This window comes from Pseudoalteromonas sp. XMcav1-K (genome assembly GCF_044005875.1).
Lineage (GTDB): Bacteria > Pseudomonadota > Gammaproteobacteria > Enterobacterales > Alteromonadaceae > Pseudoalteromonas > Pseudoalteromonas spongiae.
The window spans coordinates 14,417-36,426 of record NZ_JBIPJE010000040.1 but is presented as its reverse complement, the minus strand read 5'-3'; the positions used below and the strand labels follow the sequence as shown (position 1 = coordinate 36,426).

At 39.9% G+C, this 22,010-nt stretch carries 21 protein-coding genes and 1 tRNA gene; 12 read left to right on the top strand and 10 right to left on the bottom strand.

Features of this window, described 5'->3' with window-relative positions; genetic code table 11:
* The first annotated feature begins 54 nt into the window (after positions 1–54).
* The 5 genes from ACHSBP_RS09330 to ACHSBP_RS09310 all read left to right on the top strand — a co-directional run bounded on the left by ACHSBP_RS09330 (position 55) and on the right by ACHSBP_RS09310 (position 3,878).
* Positions 55–130: transfer RNA gene (locus tag ACHSBP_RS09330), tRNA-Ala, on the top strand.
* Between the two features lie 109 nt (positions 131–239).
* Complete coding sequence (locus ACHSBP_RS09325) at positions 240–1,112, top strand: DMT family transporter (protein ID WP_395388682.1); 873 nt, start codon at positions 240–242, stop codon at positions 1,110–1,112.
* A 269-nt stretch (positions 1,113–1,381) separates the two neighbouring features.
* A complete protein-coding gene (locus ACHSBP_RS09320; RefSeq protein WP_105170285.1) occupies positions 1,382–2,077 on the top strand; it encodes a glycerophosphodiester phosphodiesterase family protein in 696 nt (231 codons plus the stop codon).
* A gap of 42 nt (positions 2,078–2,119) precedes the next feature.
* Positions 2,120–2,629 carry a hypothetical protein gene (locus ACHSBP_RS09315; RefSeq protein WP_395388680.1) on the top strand — a complete coding sequence of 170 codons (510 nt, stop codon included), beginning with the start codon at positions 2,120–2,122 and terminating at the stop codon, positions 2,627–2,629.
* Positions 2,630–2,657: 28 nt separating this feature from the next.
* Complete coding sequence (locus ACHSBP_RS09310) at positions 2,658–3,878, top strand: methyl-accepting chemotaxis protein (protein ID WP_395388679.1); 1,221 nt, start codon at positions 2,658–2,660, stop codon at positions 3,876–3,878.
* Positions 3,879–3,946: 68 nt separating this feature from the next.
* Here ACHSBP_RS09310 and epmA read toward each other — a convergent pair whose 3' ends face one another.
* Together epmA and efp are read right to left on the bottom strand one after the other, a co-directional pair.
* A complete protein-coding gene (epmA, locus tag ACHSBP_RS09305) occupies positions 3,947–4,918 on the bottom strand; it encodes an elongation factor P--(R)-beta-lysine ligase (protein ID WP_395388678.1) in 972 nt (323 codons plus the stop codon).
* Between the two features lie 75 nt (positions 4,919–4,993).
* Positions 4,994–5,563: an elongation factor P gene (gene efp, locus ACHSBP_RS09300; protein ID WP_010562106.1), complete on the bottom strand. Its 570-nt coding sequence runs from the start codon at positions 5,561–5,563 to the stop codon at positions 4,994–4,996.
* A 42-nt stretch (positions 5,564–5,605) separates the two neighbouring features.
* Between efp and epmB the strand changes: the two genes are divergently transcribed.
* Positions 5,606–6,625, top strand: coding sequence for an EF-P beta-lysylation protein EpmB (epmB, locus tag ACHSBP_RS09295; RefSeq protein ID WP_395388677.1), 1,020 nt, complete (start codon positions 5,606–5,608; stop codon positions 6,623–6,625).
* 102 nt (positions 6,626–6,727) lie between these two features.
* On the opposite strand, the gene ACHSBP_RS09290 is transcribed toward epmB, so the two are convergent.
* A complete protein-coding gene (locus ACHSBP_RS09290) occupies positions 6,728–6,934 on the bottom strand; it encodes a hypothetical protein (protein WP_010562108.1) in 207 nt (68 codons plus the stop codon).
* A gap of 69 nt (positions 6,935–7,003) precedes the next feature.
* Between ACHSBP_RS09290 and ACHSBP_RS09285 the strand changes: the two genes are divergently transcribed.
* Together ACHSBP_RS09285 and ACHSBP_RS09280 are read left to right on the top strand one after the other, a co-directional pair.
* A complete protein-coding gene (locus ACHSBP_RS09285; protein WP_010562109.1) occupies positions 7,004–7,297 on the top strand; it encodes a hypothetical protein in 294 nt (97 codons plus the stop codon).
* Positions 7,298–7,338: 41 nt separating this feature from the next.
* The gene (locus ACHSBP_RS09280) at positions 7,339–7,653 is read left to right on the top strand and encodes a hypothetical protein (RefSeq protein ID WP_010562110.1); all 315 of its coding nucleotides are present in this window, start codon (positions 7,339–7,341) and stop codon (positions 7,651–7,653) included.
* A gap of 30 nt (positions 7,654–7,683) precedes the next feature.
* On the opposite strand, the gene ACHSBP_RS09275 is transcribed toward ACHSBP_RS09280, so the two are convergent.
* Positions 7,684–8,178, bottom strand: coding sequence for a DUF3016 domain-containing protein (locus tag ACHSBP_RS09275; protein WP_010562111.1), 495 nt, complete (start codon positions 8,176–8,178; stop codon positions 7,684–7,686).
* A gap of 294 nt (positions 8,179–8,472) precedes the next feature.
* Between ACHSBP_RS09275 and ACHSBP_RS09270 the strand changes: the two genes are divergently transcribed.
* Positions 8,473–10,887, top strand: coding sequence for an EAL domain-containing protein (locus ACHSBP_RS09270; protein WP_395388676.1), 2,415 nt, complete (start codon positions 8,473–8,475; stop codon positions 10,885–10,887).
* A 9-nt stretch (positions 10,888–10,896) separates the two neighbouring features.
* Here ACHSBP_RS09270 and ACHSBP_RS09265 read toward each other — a convergent pair whose 3' ends face one another.
* The 6 genes from ACHSBP_RS09265 to ACHSBP_RS09240 form a co-directional block, all read right to left on the bottom strand.
* The gene (locus ACHSBP_RS09265) at positions 10,897–13,272 is read right to left on the bottom strand and encodes a PAS domain S-box protein (RefSeq protein WP_010562113.1); all 2,376 of its coding nucleotides are present in this window, start codon (positions 13,270–13,272) and stop codon (positions 10,897–10,899) included.
* 290 nt (positions 13,273–13,562) lie between these two features.
* Entirely contained in the window at positions 13,563–13,769 is a 207-nt protein-coding gene (locus ACHSBP_RS09260; protein ID WP_395388675.1) for a hypothetical protein, read from the bottom strand.
* Between the two features lie 64 nt (positions 13,770–13,833).
* Positions 13,834–15,492: a group II intron reverse transcriptase/maturase gene (gene ltrA / locus ACHSBP_RS09255; protein ID WP_395388674.1), complete on the bottom strand. Its 1,659-nt coding sequence runs from the start codon at positions 15,490–15,492 to the stop codon at positions 13,834–13,836.
* Positions 15,493–16,435: 943 nt separating this feature from the next.
* Complete coding sequence (groL, locus tag ACHSBP_RS09250; protein ID WP_010562114.1) at positions 16,436–18,082, bottom strand: chaperonin GroEL; 1,647 nt, start codon at positions 18,080–18,082, stop codon at positions 16,436–16,438.
* 50 nt (positions 18,083–18,132) lie between these two features.
* Positions 18,133–18,420, bottom strand: a complete 288-nt coding sequence (locus ACHSBP_RS09245) for a co-chaperone GroES (RefSeq protein ID WP_010562115.1) — start codon at positions 18,418–18,420, stop codon at positions 18,133–18,135.
* Between the two features lie 121 nt (positions 18,421–18,541).
* Positions 18,542–19,045 carry an FxsA family protein gene (locus tag ACHSBP_RS09240; RefSeq protein ID WP_395388673.1) on the bottom strand — a complete coding sequence of 168 codons (504 nt, stop codon included), beginning with the start codon at positions 19,043–19,045 and terminating at the stop codon, positions 18,542–18,544.
* A gap of 180 nt (positions 19,046–19,225) precedes the next feature.
* Between ACHSBP_RS09240 and cutA the strand changes: the two genes are divergently transcribed.
* The 3 genes from cutA (at position 19,226) to aroQ (ending at position 21,982) form a co-directional block, all read left to right on the top strand.
* A complete protein-coding gene (cutA, locus tag ACHSBP_RS09235; protein ID WP_100914188.1) occupies positions 19,226–19,543 on the top strand; it encodes a divalent-cation tolerance protein CutA in 318 nt (105 codons plus the stop codon).
* The gene (locus ACHSBP_RS09230; protein ID WP_395388672.1) at positions 19,543–21,348 is read left to right on the top strand and encodes a protein-disulfide reductase DsbD; all 1,806 of its coding nucleotides are present in this window, start codon (positions 19,543–19,545) and stop codon (positions 21,346–21,348) included. Before cutA ends, ACHSBP_RS09230 begins: the two co-directional genes overlap by 1 nt.
* A gap of 193 nt (positions 21,349–21,541) precedes the next feature.
* Positions 21,542–21,982, top strand: coding sequence for a type II 3-dehydroquinate dehydratase (gene aroQ / locus ACHSBP_RS09225; RefSeq protein WP_010562119.1), 441 nt, complete (start codon positions 21,542–21,544; stop codon positions 21,980–21,982).
* Positions 21,983–22,010 lie beyond the last annotated feature (28 nt).

Genomic DNA, 22,010 nt, shown 5'->3' with positions numbered 1-22,010 from the left:
TAAAGTTCTGCCCGTTCAAACGCAACATGGTTTGAATGTCCTTTTTTGGAATGTGGGGCTATAGCTCAGCTGGGAGAGCGCCTGCCTTGCACGCAGGAGGTCAGCAGTTCGATCCTGCTTAGCTCCACCACTTTCCAACCTCTCTTATTTTTAAATTCAATACCAAGTATTTCAAATAAAAATCTCTCGCTAAATTTATCTTGATATAATGCAGCAAATTATTCTTTTTTCTGCTTATTATGTCCCCTGAGAAGCAAAGCTTAACCTTTTTACACTCTGCCGTTTTATTATTTGGTGGCACTGCACTGTTTGCCAAATTAATTGGTCTTAATGCGCTAGATATAACCGTTTACCGTACTGCCGTCGCAGCAATTGCTTTGTGTGCTTTTTTGTTTTTTACACGCCAAGCTATTTTATTAAAACAAACCAAAGATTACGGTGTAGCCTTGATCCTTGGCGTGGTTGTAGGCCTACATTGGGTGACTTATTTTGCTGGTATGCAAATGGCTGGCATCACCATAGGCATCATCGCATTTTTTACCTACCCTGTGATGACCGTCTTTATGGAGCCACTGTTTTCAAAGCGCCTACCTCATATGCAAGATGTGTTTATTGCCATGATGGTGTTACTTGGGATTTACTTGCTTGTACCGGAAGCAAACCTTGGTAATCAAGTTACCCTTGGCATAGTAACAGGCATGTTCTCGGGCTTTTTATTTGCCCTGCGCAATATTCTGCACAAGCGCTTTTTTATGGGTTACTCGGGGCCGCAAACGATGCTTTATCAAACCCTTGTTGCAAGCATAATGTTATGCGCATTTGTTGAAGTACCTCTTAGCCAAGTTTCGCAACACGACCTCTATTTACTTTTACTTGTTGGTGTAGTGTTTACCGCAACCCCTCATGCTTTATTTGCCGCAAGCCTTGCTCATTTAAGTGCTAAAACCGCAGGCTTAATTTCATGCTTGCAGCCTTTATATGCTAGTTTTTTTGCCTTTTTACTGTTGCACGAAAAGATTACACTGACGACATTAATAGGTGGCTCGCTGGTGATTAGTGGCGCATTTTTTGAAACTTACTTAGTAAACAAACAAGCTAAGGCAGCAAAATAATAAAATACTAGTTCTGTTAAGCCTGTGAGCAAAAATCAATAAATGCCCTGCAAAGCTGAATTATAGCTATTGCTTAGTACAGGTAAGCGGGCACGCTATGGGCAAACAGCCTAGCTAGCATGATTAGCTTATAAGGTGAATTACGATTTAGCTTTTAACAAATGTAGGAAATCTTGATTGATTTCAAAGTAATTGTGCAATTTAACCGTTAAGCTGTGGTAAGTTGAGTGCGAGATAAACTTTTGACTAAGAGCAAAAAGGGTTAGTACATGAAAGTTTTTGCCCACCGAGGCGCCAGTGGTTTGTATCCTGAAAACACACGCTCAGCGATATTAGCGGCGTTGGAATTGGGTGTTGATGGCATTGAAATTGACTTACAAAGTACACTCGATGGTTTTGCCGTTATTCACGATACTTGGCTTGACAGAACAACCAATGGGCGAGGAAAAGTTAACAAACTTACACTTGCCGAAGTGCAACAATATGATGCCGGTAACGGACAAACCGTACCAAGCATTGAAGAAGTATTTCAATGGGTTAATAATCAAACGTTATTAAACCTAGAGCTCAAACACACCTTCGCGCTGGATAAGCTAGTCAAACTAATCGAACAACAAGTTCAATCAGGGCTGCTAACACGTGAAAATCTTTTAATCTCCTCTTTTGACCATCACCAGCTAAAATGGCTTAAACAACAATTGCCTTGGGTAAAAATAGGTGCATTAACCGGCTCTATTCCGCTGGGGTATTGTGAATTTGCTGAACGATTAAATGCCTACAGCGTGCATGTGGATAAAAATTTTATCAACTGCGAGTACGTTGCCGATGCAAAAACAAGAAACTTAAAGGTTTTTGCCTATACTGTAGATAAACAGGAAGACATTGACGATATGCTTGCGCTTGGTGTAGATGGCATTTTTACTAATTACCCCTCTAAAGCACAAAGCTTTCTGTTGCAAAAATAATCCTAACTATAAGCATATAGCTTAGTTACCTAGGGGCATTTAATGGACCAACAACAGCAAGATTTATTTTGCTTTCGCAGTGAAGCATCTCGCCTACTCCTTTTATGCAATACGCAATTATCGCTAAGCCTGAATCAAAGCGATCGAGATATATTAGAGTTAAGCCAAGTTTTTCAAAACCTTGCGAACATTTGCAGCAAACTTGAAAATGAAAAAAGCACTTCGTCGAAATTAGATGAATTACACCAACAAATACAGCACAGTGTAAACAATGGGGTTATGGCATTTCAGTTTTACGATAGACTGACACAACAATTGTCACATATTCAGCAAACGATGGATCAATTGAGCCATTTGATTCAAGATAATGATAACTTAGCCGATGAAGATAAATGGCAAGGATTGCGCACCCATTTAAAAAATAGTTATTCAATGGAATCTGAACATCAAATTTTTCAAGCAATTATGGATGGTAAAACCAAACAGCAAGCGCTTGAATTACATCATCAATTAGAACAACAACAGCACGATGATGATGTTGAGCTTTTTTAAAGGGTAAAGGTCATTTAAGGCATGCAAAATGAGTTCTTTATATATGCAATTATACGAAAAAATTGAAAAAACCTTTTTCTTTACACTAACACGCAAAATTTTTGGCAATTTGAGCTTTCTGTTTGCCTTTCAAGTTATTACGTTAATTTGGCTGTACCAAGAGCTGACTGATAATGGCCAGATTGATATGAGCTATTGGTTTATCGCGTTAATCAGTGTTGGCAGTTTCTTCTTTACCTGCTTTTACATGCACTTTTTAATTGTACGCCCGATCAATGCACTAAAGAAAACACTGACAGATATCAATGAGAAAGGCGCTGATTTAGCAACCCATTTACCCCAGTTTACCTTTGATGAATTTCGTGAACTCAGCGAACAGTACAATACCTTTGTTTCGCGTTTAGAAGCATTATTAAAACAGGTGTATGAAAAAGCTGAACTTGCTGAAATGACCAATCAAAACGTAACTAAATCGATGACTGAAACCAACCGTATTGGTGAAGAGCAGCTAGCACTTAGTAATACAATTTTTACCGCCAGTGAAGAAGTTAGCCAAAGCCTAAATCAAATTTCACAAAATACCCAAATGACTTTTGATGCGAATGTTGAAAACCTGAGTAAAGTTCATACCTCCGCTAATGAAATTGGTAATCTAGTAACTAAAATTCAGCGCATGACCGAATTACTAGGTAGCTTCGCAACAACCGTGGGTGGTTTAAAAGAAAACTCAGACAACATTCGAAAAATCCTCACTATGGTAGAAGAGTTTTCAGACCAAACCAACCTACTGGCGCTTAATGCCGCAATTGAGGCTGCACGCGCAGGTGAAGCCGGTCGTGGCTTTGCAGTGGTAGCAGATGAAGTGCGTTCACTGTCAGTAAAAGTTAACGATGCAACTCGCCAAATTAATGATTTTATTAATCAAATGAATACGCTTGTTGGTGAAACAAACCGCGAAACTGAGCAATTGATTGAGCAATCGAGTAGTGCTGAAAATTCGATAGCAAATACTAATGATGTGTTTAGCCAAATGACTAAAGAGCTAGAAAGTAACCAATCTCAGTTACAAGAAATTGTTGCGGCCGTGCATCAGCTGGAACATACACAACAACAAACGCATTCCTCGGTACAACAAATTGTCGAGCTCGGCCATATGGCGAAAGATAAAATTACTAACGCCAATGAAAATAGTAGAGAACTGCAGTGTCAAACATCCGATACCAAAAAAGATCTCGAACAGTTTATTTAGCCTAAGCGACGGATTACCATACCAGTGCTAGTTTTGATACTTTCAAAACTAGCACTGATAAGAGAGGGTTAAGCCCTCTCAACATCAAAAGCTAATACCTCTGATATACGCTCGGCGCCAAGTGCCAACATAATTAGCCTATCCACTCCTAACGCTACACCTGAGCACTGTGGCAAACCATAATCAAGCGCCGCTAAAAATCGCTCATCAATTGCAACCTCTGGTAAACCTTGCGATGCTCGCTTTTGATTATCATCAACAAAGCGCTGTCGCTGCTCAGAGCCCTCAGTAAGCTCATCGAAGCCATTAGCTAACTCCATACCTTTAAAGTACAGTTCAAAACGCTCAGCAACGCGAGGATCTGCGCCATTTAGTTTAGCGAGTGCCGCTTGTGATGCAGGGAAATGATAAACAAAACAAGGGGCTTGCTGACCTATTTTGGGTTCAATACACATGCAAAATAATAGCTGTAACAAAGTGTCTTTATCGTTTTCTTGTGCGGCAATATGCTCAAACCCTTGCTCAGCGGCAAGCGCAGAAAGCTCTTCGATAGATGCGGTGAGTGGATCACAGTTTAAATGCGTTAAAAAAGCGTCTTGATAAGTGATACGCTCTGCTGATCCACACCCTAATAAACTCATCATTAAGTCATTAATTTCATCCATTAATTGCGCTGCGTTAAAGTGAGGTCGATACCACTCCAACATTGTAAATTCTGGATTATGATGACGGCCTGCTTCTTCGTTACGAAACGCTTTTGCCAACTGAAAAATCGCGCCAGAGCCAGCGGCAAGCAATCGCTTCATAGCAAATTCCGGCGATGTTTGCAGATAGAGTGGTAGGCCTTTAGCAAACCCAGGGCCGACGAACTGAGTACTAAAACTTGCTAAGTGAATATCGGTAACGCTTGCCTGCGATAAACTTGGCGTTTCTACCTCCATTACATTTCTTTGGTAGAAAAATTCACGAATTGCTTTAATGATTTTTGCCCGCGCGTTTAAGTTTTCGATTGATGCACTTGGCTGCCATTGGACTGTCATGATGGTTACTCTTAATTATGGCGTAAACAAAAATCCCAGCTAGCGCTGGGATTTTCTTCGAAATAAAATCAAAATTTATTTTTGCGCACGACCAACGTATTCGCCAGAGCGTGTGTCAACTTTGATTACTTCACCAATTTGAACAAACAGAGGAACACGTACAACCGCACCTGTTGTTAAGGTAGCAGGCTTACCACCGGTACCAGCAGTATCACCTTTAAGACCAGGATCTGTATCTGTGATCTCTAACTCAACAAAGTTTGGTGGCGTAATTGAGATTGGGTTACCGTTCCAAAGAGTAATGGTACATGTGTTGTTTTCAACTAACCATTTAACGCTATCGCCAACTGCTTTTTCGTCAGCAGCAACCTGTTCAAACGTTTCGTTATTCATGAAATGCCAGAACTCGCCATCTGTGTATAGATAATCTAGCTCGATATCCATAACGTCTGCAGCTTCTACACTTTCACCTGATTTAAATGTTTTTTCTAACACTTTACCAGAGATAAGTTTACGTACCTTTACACGGTTAAATGCTTGGCCTTTACCCGGTTTTACAACTTCGTTTTCAAGAATTGAACACGGCTCGCCATCTAACATAAATTTTAGGCCGCCCTTGAACTCATTGGTGCTATAATTCGCCATCGTTTCCTCTATCGCAAAATTTTTTACATAATTGATCGGCTAATGATACAAAGAATTGAAGCAAATTTGCATACTAACTGGCAAAAAGAATTAGCAAATGCCATTTCCGACCCCAAAATACTGCTTAAGTTACTGGAAATTGACTCAAAAAATTTATCAGACGACATTGCCGCGAGAAAGCTATTTGCTATGAGAGTACCACTTCCATTTGTATCACGAATGGAAAAAGGCAATCTAAACGATCCATTACTTAAACAAGTTTTACCACTTGCGGATGAGTTTGAAACACACTCAGGTTACACAAGCGATCCATTAGAAGAGCAAAACAACCAAACTCCGGGCCTGCTGCACAAATATAAATCGAGAGTATTGCTTATTTTTCGTGGTGGTTGCGCTGTAAACTGCCGCTATTGCTTTCGCAGACACTTCCCTTATCAAGATAATCACCAAAATAAACAAAGCTTACTGAGTGCTCTTGATTACATAGCAAAGCATCCTGAAATAAACGAAGTGATTTTAAGTGGTGGCGATCCGCTGATGGCTAATGATGAAGCACTAATGTGGTTTATTGAGAAGCTAGAAGCAATTAACCATGTCACACGCATGCGCATTCATTCACGATTGCCGGTGGTGATCCCTGCACGTATTACGGAAGCATTTTTAGCAATTCCCATTCACACTCGGCTCAAATTGATTTTAGTAACGCATATTAACCATGCGAATGAAATTGACGACGCATTAAAAAAGCAGCTTATCGCTGTAAAACGCGCGGGATATACCTTATTAAATCAAGCGGTATTATTAAAAAGCATTAATGACACGGTAGCAGCACAAATTTCGCTTTCTGAACGTTTATTTGAAGCGGATGTATTACCGTATTATTTGCACGTGTTAGACAAAGTACAAGGCGCCCACCACTTTGCAATTACCGATGCCCAGGCAATTGCATTACATCGTGAATTATTGACTGAGTTGCCCGGCTTTTTAGTACCCAAACTAGTACGTGAAGTTGGCGGAGAAAAAAGTAAAACGCCATTAGATTTAGGGCTTTACGATTTTTAGGTGGCTTTTCAATTAGTGGTAGCGTTAAACGATAGCCCTAGGCGATAGAATCGTTTAACAACAAACGATAACCGCCCAATTTAACAAACAACAATGCAGCCATTAAACGTAGACATCGATATTATTACCGAGTGTTGTTGTTGGTGAACTAGCTCTATTTTGTGTTTGCGCAGGCATTGCGGCTGAATCAATCAAAGCCAACGCCTGTTGCCCTTGGGCTATAACCTGATTCTTGACGAGTTTGGCACTAATTACTTCTGAACTATCTGCATTTGCTGTTACATTTTGAACTGGACTTGAAATCTGCATGGTCACTCACCTCAGTTAACTGTGCTATCATATCGGCAATTTATATTTAATCTTTAGTTATTTTATACTATGAATTCGGTTATTTCAGAACTAAACAACAATCTAAAAGTATTATATCGCCAAGCTATTGATGCAGATAGCAAATTAGATTCCTTACAACAACAAGGCAAAGGTAAATTCTCAACCTTGTTTAACAGCGAAAGTGGTTTTACTATCGAAGCAAAGCGCTTCAAACCTTACGTGCTAGAAGTTGCAAGTGATGTAGAGAGCTTATCAACGCAAGATGATATTGACCAAGCGATACTTAAAAGCACCGTAATAAAGATGCAGCATTTGCATCAATTATTAGCCAGCTTCAAATAAATTGACTATAATTTAGGCACACATCCTGAACATATTTTGTTATGTCGATTGCTACGCCACTTACTGCAGGTACAGAAATTACCTTAAGTAATATACAGTCAAGTAAAAGCTCATCCCTGAGTGAGAAGGTATCGGCTAGTTCAATTTACGGTGAATTCACTCAAGACGTCGTAAAGATTTCTGATGCTGCAAGAGAGAGGCAGCAACAATCAGAGTTGATTAATCGGCAGCAGCCAGTACAAGTTAGCAGTGATGTTGTGAGAGTCTCAAGCTCAATAGGTCAATCTAAAGCAGCTGGAAACTTAACTGAGTCCCAAGCAAGTAAACTCTACAAAGAAATAGCGGCACTATTATAGTACCGCTATTTTTTCTTAAATGACTAATGATTAGTTAGCATCAATTTTTGACAATAACTGATCTTCAAACCAATCTGTAATAAGGCGCTTTTCGTGCATAAATTCTTCGTCTCGACCGCGACGAATTTTGTCCATAAAGCTCATGTCTTTTAATTCAGCATCGCCTTTATCCACCAGCTTGCCATTGGCATCTGTTAACGCATAACTAAATTTAAGCTTTGGAAAATGAATTGGTTTAACGATACGCATTTCTCTGCCACCGCCAAAACGAACATCGCCAGCGAGGTCGATATCGTTGATTGTCACTCCGAGCTTATAGCCTTCAGGCAACTTCTTAGCTAACTCCTGAAAATGCTTGGTAAATTGCTTTTCGATTCGTTTGTGATAACCACCGCGTGTTTCATTTGCCGCACGCACGTCGGTGAAATCGTTAAATTTCCCATACGTTACACTTGCCTCACCTGCAAATACTGAAAGCGGTGAAATTGTTACAACACTTAATAATAGTACCTTAGCTAATTTCATTAGTATGCTCCTAGAGAACTGGCAAGTGTAAAGGGTCACTCGCTATATCAATTTATATTTATTATCTATCCTGACACTTAATATACGCTTAACACATAATATTTTCATAATTATTGTAAAAAATAACTCTCGATTAGCATTATGGTTAATCGGCAAAGGTATGTTTTAAATCAGTTTTAGTGGCATAAATTTGAGAATCACTTTAAACCAACTAAACTTAAAAGGATGTCGATAATTAATTCGCTTAATTAGACATAGTAGCGACAGGTATAAGTTAATTAAAAGGATAGAGTTATGAGTTCGTTATTAATTGTTGAAGACGAACAGATTGTTGCATTAAGCCTTAAGATCGAGCTTGAGTCTCTAGGTTATGAGGTTGTGGGAATTGCAAATAGTGAAGATGAGGCACTCGCCCTGTTCACAGAGAAAAACCCAAACCTTGTTTTAATGGATATTAATCTTGAATCGGGCGGCAGCGGTATAAATGCGGCCAAAAAAATCAATGCCATTAAAAATATACCTATTATTTATGTGACTGCATATGCCAACGATGACATTATCGAATCAGCCAATTCAGCCAACCCTATTGGTTATATTGTAAAACCCTACAACCTTAGAGAAGTAAGGGCGGTTATTGAAACTGCACTTAATCGTTTTCGCTATGAAGATGAAATAACCTCATCGGAAGCACGCCTTAAACTCGCAATTGAAGCTGCCAACCTAAACGTATGGGAATACAACCCCGAAGCAGAACATTTAGTATTTACTGGTACCGAAATGCTGCAAAAGTACTTCGGTCATTTAAGCCCACTGCCACTTAATGAATTTATTAGCATGGTACATGAGCAAGATAAGTGGAAAGTTGAATCTCTGTTAAAAGACGGGCAAAAATCCAATCAAAAAATCCGAGTTCAATCACCACTTAGTGATGAACAATATTGGTTCGAAGTCTATACCAGCGATATCAAGCTGCAAGGTGGCGATACGCCAATTGGGGCGATGAAAGACGTTACCGAGACTGAAACCTACATTCGTGAGTTAAAAGTATCAAAGTCTGTATTCAGCCATATTGCAGATGGTATTTTAGTACTCAATAAAAACTGTGAAATTACCAAAGCAAACCCCGCTTTTTGCAAATTAATTGGGTACCCGCTATCTCAATTGATCAATAAAAAATATCACAACATTGTAAAGCGAGAGCGCGCTGAAGATATTAACCAACAGCCGTGGGAAGACCTCTGTTCACGACGAGAAGAAACTTTTAAAACTGAATCTGGCGAATTATTTTACGCGCTGGTTAATGGCAAATTAATATCACATCAAGACCAAAGTGATGAATTGGTAATGATAGTTACCGATATATCGGAATTAAAAATGGCTGAGCGTAAGCTACAATACCAAGCCTATCGCGATGAACTAACCGGTATGTACAATCGTACTTACATGAATCGCGCATTCGCTAATCCTCAAGAGTTCTTTGACTCAGGTAAGTTTACGCTGATGTTTATTGACCTTGATTCTTTTAAACTGATTAACGACACCTACGGGCATTCATACGGTGATGTACTTTTGGCCGAGTTTGCATGGCGACTTAAGCATATATTCCGCTCCTCTGACATTATGATACGTCATGGTGGTGATGAGTTTGTATTGATGTTAGATGGCCAGCTCACAGCCAACGATGTTAGTAAAATTGCTAACTCAATAAACAAAGCAATTTCAGAACCATTTAAATGCAAAGATGTTTCTATTTCACTCACATGCTCAATTGGTATTGCCCAGTGGGACGATACTATTAGCGATACATCTGATCTGATGAAACGCGCAGACATCGCCATGTACGCAGCGAAAAATGGCGGTAAAAATGATTTTCGTTTTTACCAAGAAGATATGGGAAGCTCAGCTCAGTACCAATTGTTTTTAGAGCAAGGGTTAAAACTTGCCATTGAAAATGAGCTGCTAGAACTTTGGTTACAGCCCATTTTTGATTATAAAGGTGAAATATCAAGCGCTGAAGGGCTTTGCCGCTGGCGTGATAAAGCAACGGGATTTATTTCGCCTAATGACTTTATTCCAATCGCAGAATCAAGCTGGCTTATTTTTCCACTTGGTGAGCTCATGCTAAAAAAAGTATGCGATGCGATTGAACATTTAAGTAACGCTGGCTTTACTGATATAAAGCTAGGCTTAAATCTATCTGCTAAGCAACTTTCGCACCCGTCTTTGCCGGCAAAATTCGAGGAGATTATTAACTGTAAGCAAGTTTCACCTAACAACATAACATTAGAAATCACCGAAACAGCGTTAACTGATACTCCAGCAGTTAAAAATATTGAACGGTTACGAGAAATTGGTTTTTCCATCGCACTAGACGACTTTGGCCGCGGCTACTCGTCACTAGAACTACTGCAACAGTTTGATCTTGATATATTAAAAATCGACAGAGTGTTTATTGAAGGGATCCCTGATGATAGAAAAGCACAAAAAGTGTGCGAACACATGGTGAACTTAAGCAAGTCCCTAGGCTATAAAGTTGTTGTAGAAGGCATTGAATCTGCAAAACAAAGCGAGTATTTCGCACAAGACCCAGCTATTCATCAGCAAGGGTTTTATCATGCTAAGCCCATGCCATTATCACTGTTTTTGTCGCTGCTAGGTGGTCAATTGCATAGCGAGACTGAGCAACACTTTGCAGTAGATGAACAATAAATCGATAAATTACTTTACATACGACAAGTCAAAATGAAACTGAAAGTGAGAGTATTTGCCAAGCTCACTTTCAACCTTAATTGTGCCATTTGCCTGTTTTGTAAATAATCCGATAAGCGTATGACCAAGTGAACTAGCTTGATTAAACTGCTCTATATCAAAGCCGGTTCCGTTATCTTTGATTAATAAATCCAGCCCTTTCCCCGCTTCTTCAGCAAAAATTGTGATCAACCCTTTTTCTGAACCTTCTGGGAACGCATGCTTTTGAATATTTGTTAGTACTTCATTTATAACAAAGCCAATCGGCACCATAATACTAATTGGCAAATATATCGCTTGCCTAGGTAGCTGAAGTTCTACCTTGTAAGGGGCGTGGTTAATGCCATCTAATAAGATTAATTGTGCTAACTTAGCAGTGTACTCTACAAAGTTAATTTTAGAACTATTCTCTTGCTCGTAGAGCAATTGATGTACCAGCGCAACTGAACGTATGCGCTGCTGACAGGCTAGTAACTCGTTTGCAGCACTTTCTGGCACATGCTGTTGTTGCAGCTTTAATAGACTGGTTATCACTTGTAAATTATTCTTTACGCGGTGATGAATTTCGTTGAGCAAAATACTTTTCTCTTCAAGCATGTTGCTGAGTCTATCATTTGCCGCTAATAACTCCGAAACATCCGACACTGTTGCCAAATAGTTGATTTCCATATTATCTGCATAACGCGTAATACACACCTCAACGGGTAACGATTCGTTATCTAATGCAAGTAGCGCCTGAAATGGTTCGCTTGTTGGGTGTTGTGTGGTTAGATCATTTATTATAGTGGCGATTTCTTGCTGATCTTTTTCGGTAAATACATCAATAAAATTACAGGGGCTTAATCCCTGTGTAAACGGTGACAGCATCACAACGGCTTTAGCATTCAACCAGTCAATACGCCCTTGCTGGTTGAACAAAATAATTCCCTCCGACACGTGATTTACAACCAGCTTGAAACGTTCTTCATTCTCAAGTAATTGCTGCTCAAAATACTTTCGCTCGCTTATATCATGTGCAGAACAAATAATATTAGACCCCGTCTCAGCCTTAGTATCCAAATGGGCAACCACAACATCAACTTTGTAAAACCGTTCATCGACCCAAATTTGACTATCAAATCGCTGTTCGACACCTGTGCTTTTCAGCTTCTCAATAGCGTTTTGTAGCTGTTTTTTAGTGGTTGGATCACGTTGCCATGCCTGTGTATTTGTAAGCTCGATATGTTGTTTATTCGTACTATTTTGCAAATCATAATTAGCTGTAATCACCTGACCTTGTTCATTAATAATCACAACATATGAAGACAAACCATTAATAATAGAGCTAAGAAACTTTAGTTCTTGATTGAGCCCAGCGATCTCTCGCATATCTCTTAAAATACTGACACTTTGAAACTCATCATTTTCTAAAAAACTGCCAATGGCTATTTGCAATGGGATCCGTTGGTTTTTCTTGTCAATTCCGTAAACGCTGCGCCGATCCAACATATTTTTAGACTGTGTTTGTTTAGTAAATTCTTTACGATAACCCTGATGTGCTTCTTTTAATTCCCGAGCCATTAAGTCTTCAATAAATTTTTCCGAGAATTCACTTGGCGAATAACCAAATAGCGCCTGCGCAGCATGGTTTGCAGCTAGCACTTTACCGCGATTATCGGCGTGAATTATACCGTCTGGCGATGCATCAAACAGTTTTCCAAATTTGCCAACCGACTGGTTTAATTTGTTGATATGCCATATAACTAATCCTGTAAATACGATAATAACCAAGCAAATCATCGCTGATATTAAGTAACTATAGAAAAGCTGTGTCTCAATGCGATTTAAAAACACCTGATTTGACCCCCTGATATTCGGAAGTACTTTCTCAACGATGTTGTTTACTGCACTCGCAGCAATGGTGTCATCTATTTTTACCAGCTTATCTAATTCGGATACTGATAACTCTTGAGGTACTGAGAAGTGTTTTTCTAAGTTTTCATTATATTCATCAAGCGTTGATTCAAGTAGCATCAAATTGTCTAGCACGTCTTTTTCTGATGACAGATGACGAATTTCTTCAATCAATGATTTCGCTTTTTTATAACTAGATTGCGCACCAAAAAAGTAATGACGTTGTTGACGAATAATGTAATTTTTGAAGTGATGGATAAATCCAGAATATCCAACCGTACGCTCTAACTCATGCAACGTAATTAACAATTCAGTGTTAACAGTAATAACTTGTGACAGCGTCGCTTGCTCTTTTTTTAAACTTTGTGAATTAAAAAACGTTGTTCCCAACACAAAAAGATTACACATTAACGACAACAACAAAATAAGGCTAATTTTACGAGACTTTGTCACCCCACACTCCTGATATCCGTTCACTGTAGGTTTAGAACTAATGCTAACAATCACCTGTACGACTTGATAAAGTATTGGTAACTTTATAAGTTAAATCAATTTTTTAACGCAATAAAAAAGCCAGCGCATTGCGCTGGCTTTTTTGACAAGTAGGTAACTTGGAAGATGAATGTCGGGTAAGAAGCAACCATTACTGGCTACCCCTCCCCTAAGAACCGTACGTGCGAGTTTCCCCGCATACGGCTCAAGCCTTTATAAGTCTATACCTAAGTACAGACCAGCGACTAAAACTACCACCTAACGATAAAATTAAAACCACCATTTGATGGTTCTATTTCAGCGTCAATTGGTGGATTGACCTGAGCTAGAATTGACCGGCACTCATAAAGTTCTGATAAATTAGCCTCTCCCTCCATGAAGGGTATTATAACCATTTTCATATCGGTATTTTGACTTTCCATCGCTTTATTGATTTTTTCCATTACACTGCCACCCATAAATAAAGCCTCCTGTATTGATATAATTATAATCTTGTTCCTATATCTAGTTTTTCAACCCTATTTATAAATTTGTATGCAATTGCCTATGACAATTGGGGTGTAACATAACTAAGTTACTCAAGTCATCCGAACCGCCTTTGACCCTTTCCACAATATGATGGATATTCCACCCTGTTTCTTTGGTTATTTTCTGACGGCACATCGGACAGCAATGTTTCTGCCTGAGCCAAAGCATCAGCACTTTCCGTTGACCTTGCATTGAATCACGCCAAGCTCGCTCAAGGCGCTGCTCAAAGTATTCTTCAAATGCTAAGTCGTACGGATTTGCTTGCGCTTTTATCTTAGTATGTCGCTTTATCACGGTATCATTGGTATAGATTAATCGCTTATCAAAACCATCAATCGTCGTACCAGAAAATGTCCAATTTCGCTTACCTACTGTTTTAAAGTACTTTGCCTTAATCCAGCGTTTGCGCCTATTCGCATGACGTCTACGACACCATTGCCACAACATTTTCCAAACCCGATAATCCACATAGTTAAAAGTTTCTTTCGCTACTACATGTCTGTGATAGTTAGCCCAGCCCCGTAAAACAGGATTAAGCAGCGCTATCAGCATACTTGCAGTAACGGTTTTGTTACTTGTTACTATGCTTTTGACTTTATGAAGCAAATTGCGCAGATTTTTGCGACTCGGCTTAATTAAAAGCTTATCGTTGTACTTACGTAAATTTTGCCCTAAAAAGTCGAACCCCTTATCAATATGTGTAATCACCGTTTTTTCTGGCGATAGCGTCAGTCCTCTCTCAGCCATAAAAGCTTCAACGAGAGGTTTTACTTCATCTTCTAGTAACTCTTGTGAGATACCAGTAATAATGAAGTCATCTGCATATCGCACGTAATTGACCTTGGTCTTATAGCTAGCTTTAGTATTCTTCTTCCCAAAATGAGATTCCAATACCGCTTCCAAGCCATCAAGCGCCATATTGGCCAACACGGGAGAGATAATCCCTCCCTGTGGTGTTCCAGCATCTGTAGAGTTCAATTTACCAGATTCCATGAACCCCGCTTTTAGCCATTTTCCCAGCACTTTTTTATCCAACGGGATGTTGGCAAGTAACCAGTCATGACTAATGTTATCGAAGCACCCTTTAATGTCGCCCTCTAACACCCATTTAGCAGAATGTTTGCGGCTGAGATTAACAAAGCATTGCTCAATCGCATCAGCTGTAGAACGCATTGGGCGAAAGCCGTAGCTGTTTCGATCAGCGGTTGTTTCCGACACAGGCTCTAGTGCTAACAGGTATAAAGCCTGCATCGCCCTATCGAACATAGTCGGTATCCCAAGTGGACGGCGTTTGCCATTCGCTTTAGGAATATACACTCGCTTTAACGGTTTAGGCTTATAGCCTTTGCGCGTTAATCGAAAAACTGCTCGCCACTTACTTTCAGGTGTACTCCATAACTCCCCATCGACACCAGCAGTCCGTTTGCCTCGATTTTCAGTTACTCGCTTAACTGCTAAACATTTAGCCGCAAACGAGCGCACCAACATACGTTGCAGAGCTTTCACCCTACGCCATTGTTGTTGCTTAGTCGCCTTCGCGATCCGTACTTGTAGCTCTCTCACCTTACGTTCAAGTGAATACCAATCTAAGGTATGCCAACTTGTTGCTTGGTGGGAAAACGCAGGTACAACGAACTTACGTTCTTGACTCATCTTGCTATTCTCCTAAGTTAATTATTCATCGCTTAGAAGAAGAAAATTAATATACTCCCATTGGGAGAAAATAACTTTCTCCCAATGGGATGAACGCAACTATTGAAAGCTTTACAGGCTTTCACACGATTAAAGACCAGTGAGAAGTCAGCACTGTTTCCAGTTGGGACAAATTTTGAATCCCTATTTAATCCATTACAGATTAACATTCGCTTTTTCTCACCTCCTATACCCACTAACTCAACAGCTTCTCTTACGATCAGCCTGCCAAAAAGGCAAGTTATTGGGCTTACCGAGTTCCACTTTGATGACAAAGTTGGGTTAGGTTCTACAAATCCACCGGTGATCACATATCAGCGTACTCCCAGATGTAAAAGGAGTAACTAATCACACACCTTTTGGTTTAAGCGTTACAATGACGTTTCGCTTATTGCGGTTGACGGTGTTTATGAGTAGTTCACATAAGTTAACCATACCAACTAGCCTAGCCCCGTAATAAGTTGTCATTACTCATTACCACTAATTCCTCACGGTTTTAGTGCTGAAACAGAGGTACATTGTCAGGTAGCTTCGCACGAGCGGATTACTCCAAACGCACTAACCCTAGGCTACTGTTAGCTGAATAACAGGTCTGATCATTGGCGATTTGCCAGACAATCATCAAAGCAGCTTATGTCGCTGCGCTTATTGATAGGCTTATAAATAAACCTAAGTGAATGAAGCCAACTAAATTAATAGTTGGCTCATTTAGATTGAAGCTAGGTTAACTGACAAAACAATCATCCTGATCATTATACAGTTAGAGCATACACATAGAGTGTTAACCTAAAGTGCTCTTAGGTGGCTTTAAAGGTTTCACCTACCTTTAAAGCAAGGACCACAACCCATTAATATATTTTATTATATCAACAAGTTACGGTAGCACAGCACGACTCTCGTCGCACTACATCATTCCACCCATGCCACCCATGCCACCCATACCGCCCATATCTGGTGCAGCTGGCGCATCTTGAGGGATTTCAGCAACCATAGCTTCTGTAGTGATCATAAGACCAGCAATTGATGCTGCGAATTGTAATGCTGAACGCGTTACTTTTGTTGGGTCAAGAATACCCATTTCTAGCATATCGCTGTATTCGCCAGTTGCAGCGTTATAACCGTAGTTACCTTCACCTGCTTTAACCGCGTTTACAACTACTGATGCTTCATCACCTGCGTTAGAAACGATTTGACGAAGTGGTGCTTCCATTGCACGTAGTGCAACTTTAATACCGTGGTTTTGGTCTTCGTTATCACCTGTTAGGCTTTCGATTTTGCTTGCAACACGTACTAGTGCAACACCACCACCAGGTACAACGCCTTCTTCAACCGCTGCGCGAGTTGCATGTAATGCATCTTCTACGCGGTCTTTCTTCTCTTTCATTTCAACTTCAGTCGCAGCACCTACTTTAATTACTGCAACACCACCAGCTAGTTTAGCTTGGCGCTCTTGTAGCTTTTCTTTGTCATAGTCTGATGTTGCTTCTTCAATTTGTGCTTTAATTTGGTTAACACGTGCGTCGATTGCACCTTGCTCACCAACACCATCGATAATTGTAGTGTCATCTTTAGTGATAACAACGCGCTTCGCTGAACCTAAATCTTCAAGCTGTGCTTTTTCTAGGTCAAGACCGACTTCTTCAGAGATTACTGTACCGCCAGTAAGAATAGCGATGTCTTGTAACATTGCTTTACGACGGTCGCCAAAACCAGGCGCTTTAACCGCTGCAACTTTCACGATACCGCGCATGTTGTTAACAACGAGTGTTGCTAGTGCTTCGCCTTCTAGGTCTTCAGCAATAATAAGTAGCGGCTTGCTTGCTTTTGCAACAGCTTCAAGTGTTGGTAGAAGCTCACGAATATTAGATACTTTTTTATCTACAAGTAGAATAAATGGGCTATCTAGTTCAACTACACCTTTCTCAGCATTGTTGATGAAGTAAGGCGATAAGTAACCGCGATCAAACTGCATACCTTCAACAACGTCTAGTTCGTTTTCAAGTGCTTGACCGTCTTCAACAGTGATAACACCTGACTCACGACCAACGCGCTCCATTGCATTTGCAATGATGTCGCCGATTTCTGTGTCTGAGTTAGCTGAAATAGTACCAACTTGTGCAATTGCTTTTGTGTCTGCGCATGGAACAGATAGCGCTTTAAGCTCTTCTACCGCTGCTGCAACTGCTTTATCAATACCGCGCTTAAGATCCATTGGGTTCATACCCGCAGCTACTGACTTAAGACCTTCATTTACGATTGATTGTGCAAGTACTGTTGCTGTCGTTGTACCGTCACCCGCTGCATCGTTTGCTTTAGATGCAACTTCTTTAACCATTTGTGCACCCATGTTTTCGAACTTGTCTTCAAGCTCGATTTCTTTTGCAACTGATACACCATCTTTAGTGATTACTGGTGAGCCGAATGACTTATCTAAAACAACGTTGCGGCCTTTTGGACCAAGTGTAACTTTAACTGCATCTGCTAATACATTTACACCCGCTAGCATTTTAGCGCGAGCATCACCTGCAAAACGTACGTCTTTTGCTGCCATGATTTAATTCCTTAAAATTCTGTTAAAACCGATAATTTAAAAACGAAAAATTAACCAACAATACCTAAGATATTGTCTTCACGCATGATCAAGTATTCTTGACCGTCGATTTTCTCAGTTTTTTCTACGTAAGAGCCGAAAAGTACTGTGTCACCAGCCTTAACTTCTAGTGCACGCACTTCGCCGTTCTCTAACACGCGGCCATTGCCCGCTGCAACAACTTCACCACGTGAAGATTTTTCGGCAGCCGAACCTGTAAGTACGATACCGCCTGCTGATTTAGTTTCTTCTTCAAGACGCTTTACGATAACGCGATCATGTAATGGACGAATGTTCATTATGGGTTTTTCTCCTGATTTAATTTTCTATCTCAGAAATAAGGCCTAAAGGCCCAAAAAAGTTAGTTATGCAATTTATGGGGATTAAAAAATAGATCCCAAGGGGTTTATTGCAAATTTTTTAGTCTTTTCGCTCAAACTCACCCTCTAATGTATTAGACGGTTTATTTGATTGAATATGTGTTTCAGTAAATTGCTCACGCTCAGGTGACTGAGTGTGTGTGAAAGATGAATAATAAAAGCCACCACCTTGCTGCGGATTGGTCATTTTTACTTTCGCTTGCGACATTAAATTAGCCGCAAGGCGCTTGCGCACAACTGGTGTTAATAATAAAAAGCCGATGACGTCGGTCATAATACCTGGAGTTAATAGCAACACACCGGCAATAATCACGCATAAGCCCGCAAACAACTCTTCTGCCGGCATTTGCCCTTGCGCCATTTGAACTTGCACGTTTTTCAGCGCATCTGTTCCCTGTTGTTTTACTAATTTAGCACCGACAAAAGCCGTTACAATAACAAGCGCAATGGTACTCCAACCACCAATCACTTCGCTTACCTGAATAAGTAGAGCTATTTCAACAATCGGGATAACAATAAAAAGAAAAAATAAGGCTTTAAACATAGCGCTTCCTTAAAAATAGATGAAATGAATATTGGGGTTTTCAGGTCTTAATTCAAGCTTAGGAAAAATACAGCTTAAAGAATCAACCTTTTCGCTGTTATCTAATCACCCTGTTTTAATGATCATTCATGATATTTAATGTATAAAATGTGAGACTTACACATTTTCTGAAGGTTCAGTATGGCTAATTATCAATTAGTACTAACAACGTGTGCAACAAAAGATGACGCACATGCCATTGCAAAAACACTGCTCACAAAGAAACTTGCTGCCTGTGTAAATGTCTTACCGCAAGTTGAATCTTTTTACATGTGGCAAGGTAAAATGGCACACGATACGGAAATTAAGCTGTTTATAAAAACCCAAGCAGCAAAAACTCACGTATTAATCGACACATTAAAACAGATCCACCCGTATGATGTGCCTGAAATTCAAGTGATTAATATCACTGATGGCAATGACGAATATTTTAGTTGGATAGATGAGGTACTCGCGTAATGCGCTTTATAACTTTTGGCTGTGTGTTGTTACTAAACACGCTTTTTGCCTTTTTAGGTCAACCGGCAAACGCCAATACCACCTTTAATGATCTTATAAAAACCAATCAACCTCAGTTTTTAAAGGTCGATGAAGCATTTAAAATCGATTTTGATCAGCAAGGCTCAACCTTATTTATAGGCTGGGATATTGCTGATGGTTATTACCTTTATAAAGAAAAGCTAGAATTTGTTGCCAAAGGTGCTGATTTAACACTGCCAAAATTACCTAAAGGTACTGACCACGAAGATGAGTACTTTGGTAAAACGCAAGTGTATTTTAATGAGCTCACTACAGTCTCTAAACTCGATAATGTAATAGAGGGTGCTTACGTAAAAGTGCGCTACCAAGGCTGTGCAGAAGCGGGGCTGTGTTATCAACCTGTCATTGTAGAAATTCCACTAACGGCTTTCCAAAGCTCATCAGCTGACAAAACTACAAACGATAGTATTTCAGAAGCACCTGTAACGCCATCAATTGAATCTAACGGTGAGTTATCACTTACTGATAAGTTAAACCAGCAAAGCTTACTAACTAATTTAGCCATCTTTTTTGCATTGGGTTTAACACTGGCCTTTACACCGTGCGTATTCCCAATGTTCCCTATTCTTTCAAGCTTAATTGCAGGCCAACAAGGGTTATCAACTAAACGCGCGTTCACATTATCATTTGTCTATGTGCAAGGTATGGCGATTACCTATGCGCTGCTTGGTTTAGTGGTAGCATCACTTGGCGGTCAAGTACAAGGATATATTCAGCACCCTGCAGTACTGATTAGCTTTAGTATTTTGTTTGTGTTGTTAGCACTTTCAATGTTTGGCTTATATGAATTCAAATTGCCAGAAAGTTGGATGACGCGCTTAACGCAATTATCGAATAACCAAAAATCGGGCAACTACCTAGGCGTATTTATGATGGGTGTATTGTCTGGTTTAATCGCCTCGCCATGCACTACGGCGCCATTATCTGCTGCATTATTATATGTTGCACAAAGTGGCGACTACTTTGTCGGTGGCATTACGCTTTATGTGCTAAGCCTTGGTATGGGTATTCCACTGCTATTGTTAGGTACCTCTGGCGGTAAGTTATTACCAAAAGCGGGCGCTTGGATGGAGCAAGTAAAAACCTTATTCGGCTTTATTATGTTAATGGTGCCGCTGATTTTATTAGAGCGCATCGTACCTTGGCATATTATTGTAATGATTGGTTCAGGCTTATTATTAGTAACCGGTGTTTACCTTTATTACTGGCATACTCTTACTACAAATAACAAAGGCAAAACTGCGCTCTGGTTAGTTTCGTTTGTCATGGTATTTAGTGCACTTACGTCAATTAGCCAACAAATTTGGCCATCAGACTCAGCGAAAGTAACAGCAAACACATCTGCGGATGTACACGGCCAGTTTATTCACGTTACTAACTTAGAAGAGCTGGATACAGAAGTGACTAAAGCAGCAGCACAAGGAAAGCTTGTGATGTTTGATTTATACGCTGACTGGTGTGTTGCTTGTAAAGAGTTCGAAAAGTACACTTTCCCAGCTGCTAATGTGCAAGCAGCGTTTAAAGACTATGTGTTAATTCAAGCTGATTTAACGGAATCTAATGATACCACTATCGCCTTTATGGAACGCTTTGATGTATTCGGCTTGCCAACAATTTTATTCTTTGACCGTCAAGGCAAAGAGTTACCTGACCATCGCGTTACTGGTTTTCAAAGTGCTGATGAATTTTCAACCCACTTAAACGCCCTTTCTAGTAAATTCTAACTACCTCGGTCTAATCAGCAAACCATCCTCCCCTGCTGATTAGACCAGTATTTTGCTGCTATATTCTGCGAACTCTCTATAATAATACGCCATCGTGAGAAAAACTTGCTATTTACCACGACAAACCTTAAGTTAAACGTGGAATTTACAAAAAATAGCAAACCTCAATGATTTAATAGGAAGTTCACGAAAGATGACTGCACGTTTACGAGTTTTAGTATTAAATGGCCCAAATTTAAACATGTTGGGCAAACGCGAACCTGAAATATACGGTGCGCAAACATTAGCTGAAATAATGCAACACTTAACTCAGTACGCAGATTCAAACAACGTGGCACTGACGCACTTTCAAAGTAATAGCGAAGCCGAATTAATCTCTACGATTCATTCAGCATTTGAGCAGGTTGATTTTATTATTATTAACCCTGCCGCATTTACGCATACCAGCGTAGCACTGCGCGACGCATTACTCAGTGTGGCGATTCCTTTTGTTGAGGTACATCTGACAAATATTTATCAAAGAGAAGCGTTTCGCCATCACTCCTACTTTAGTGATGTTGCAAAAGGCGTTCTTTGCGGATTTGGTGCGAACGGTTACAAAATGGCATTAGACACTATTTTGGCCGATCGCTAAACACACATTTAAATAAAATATTATAAGG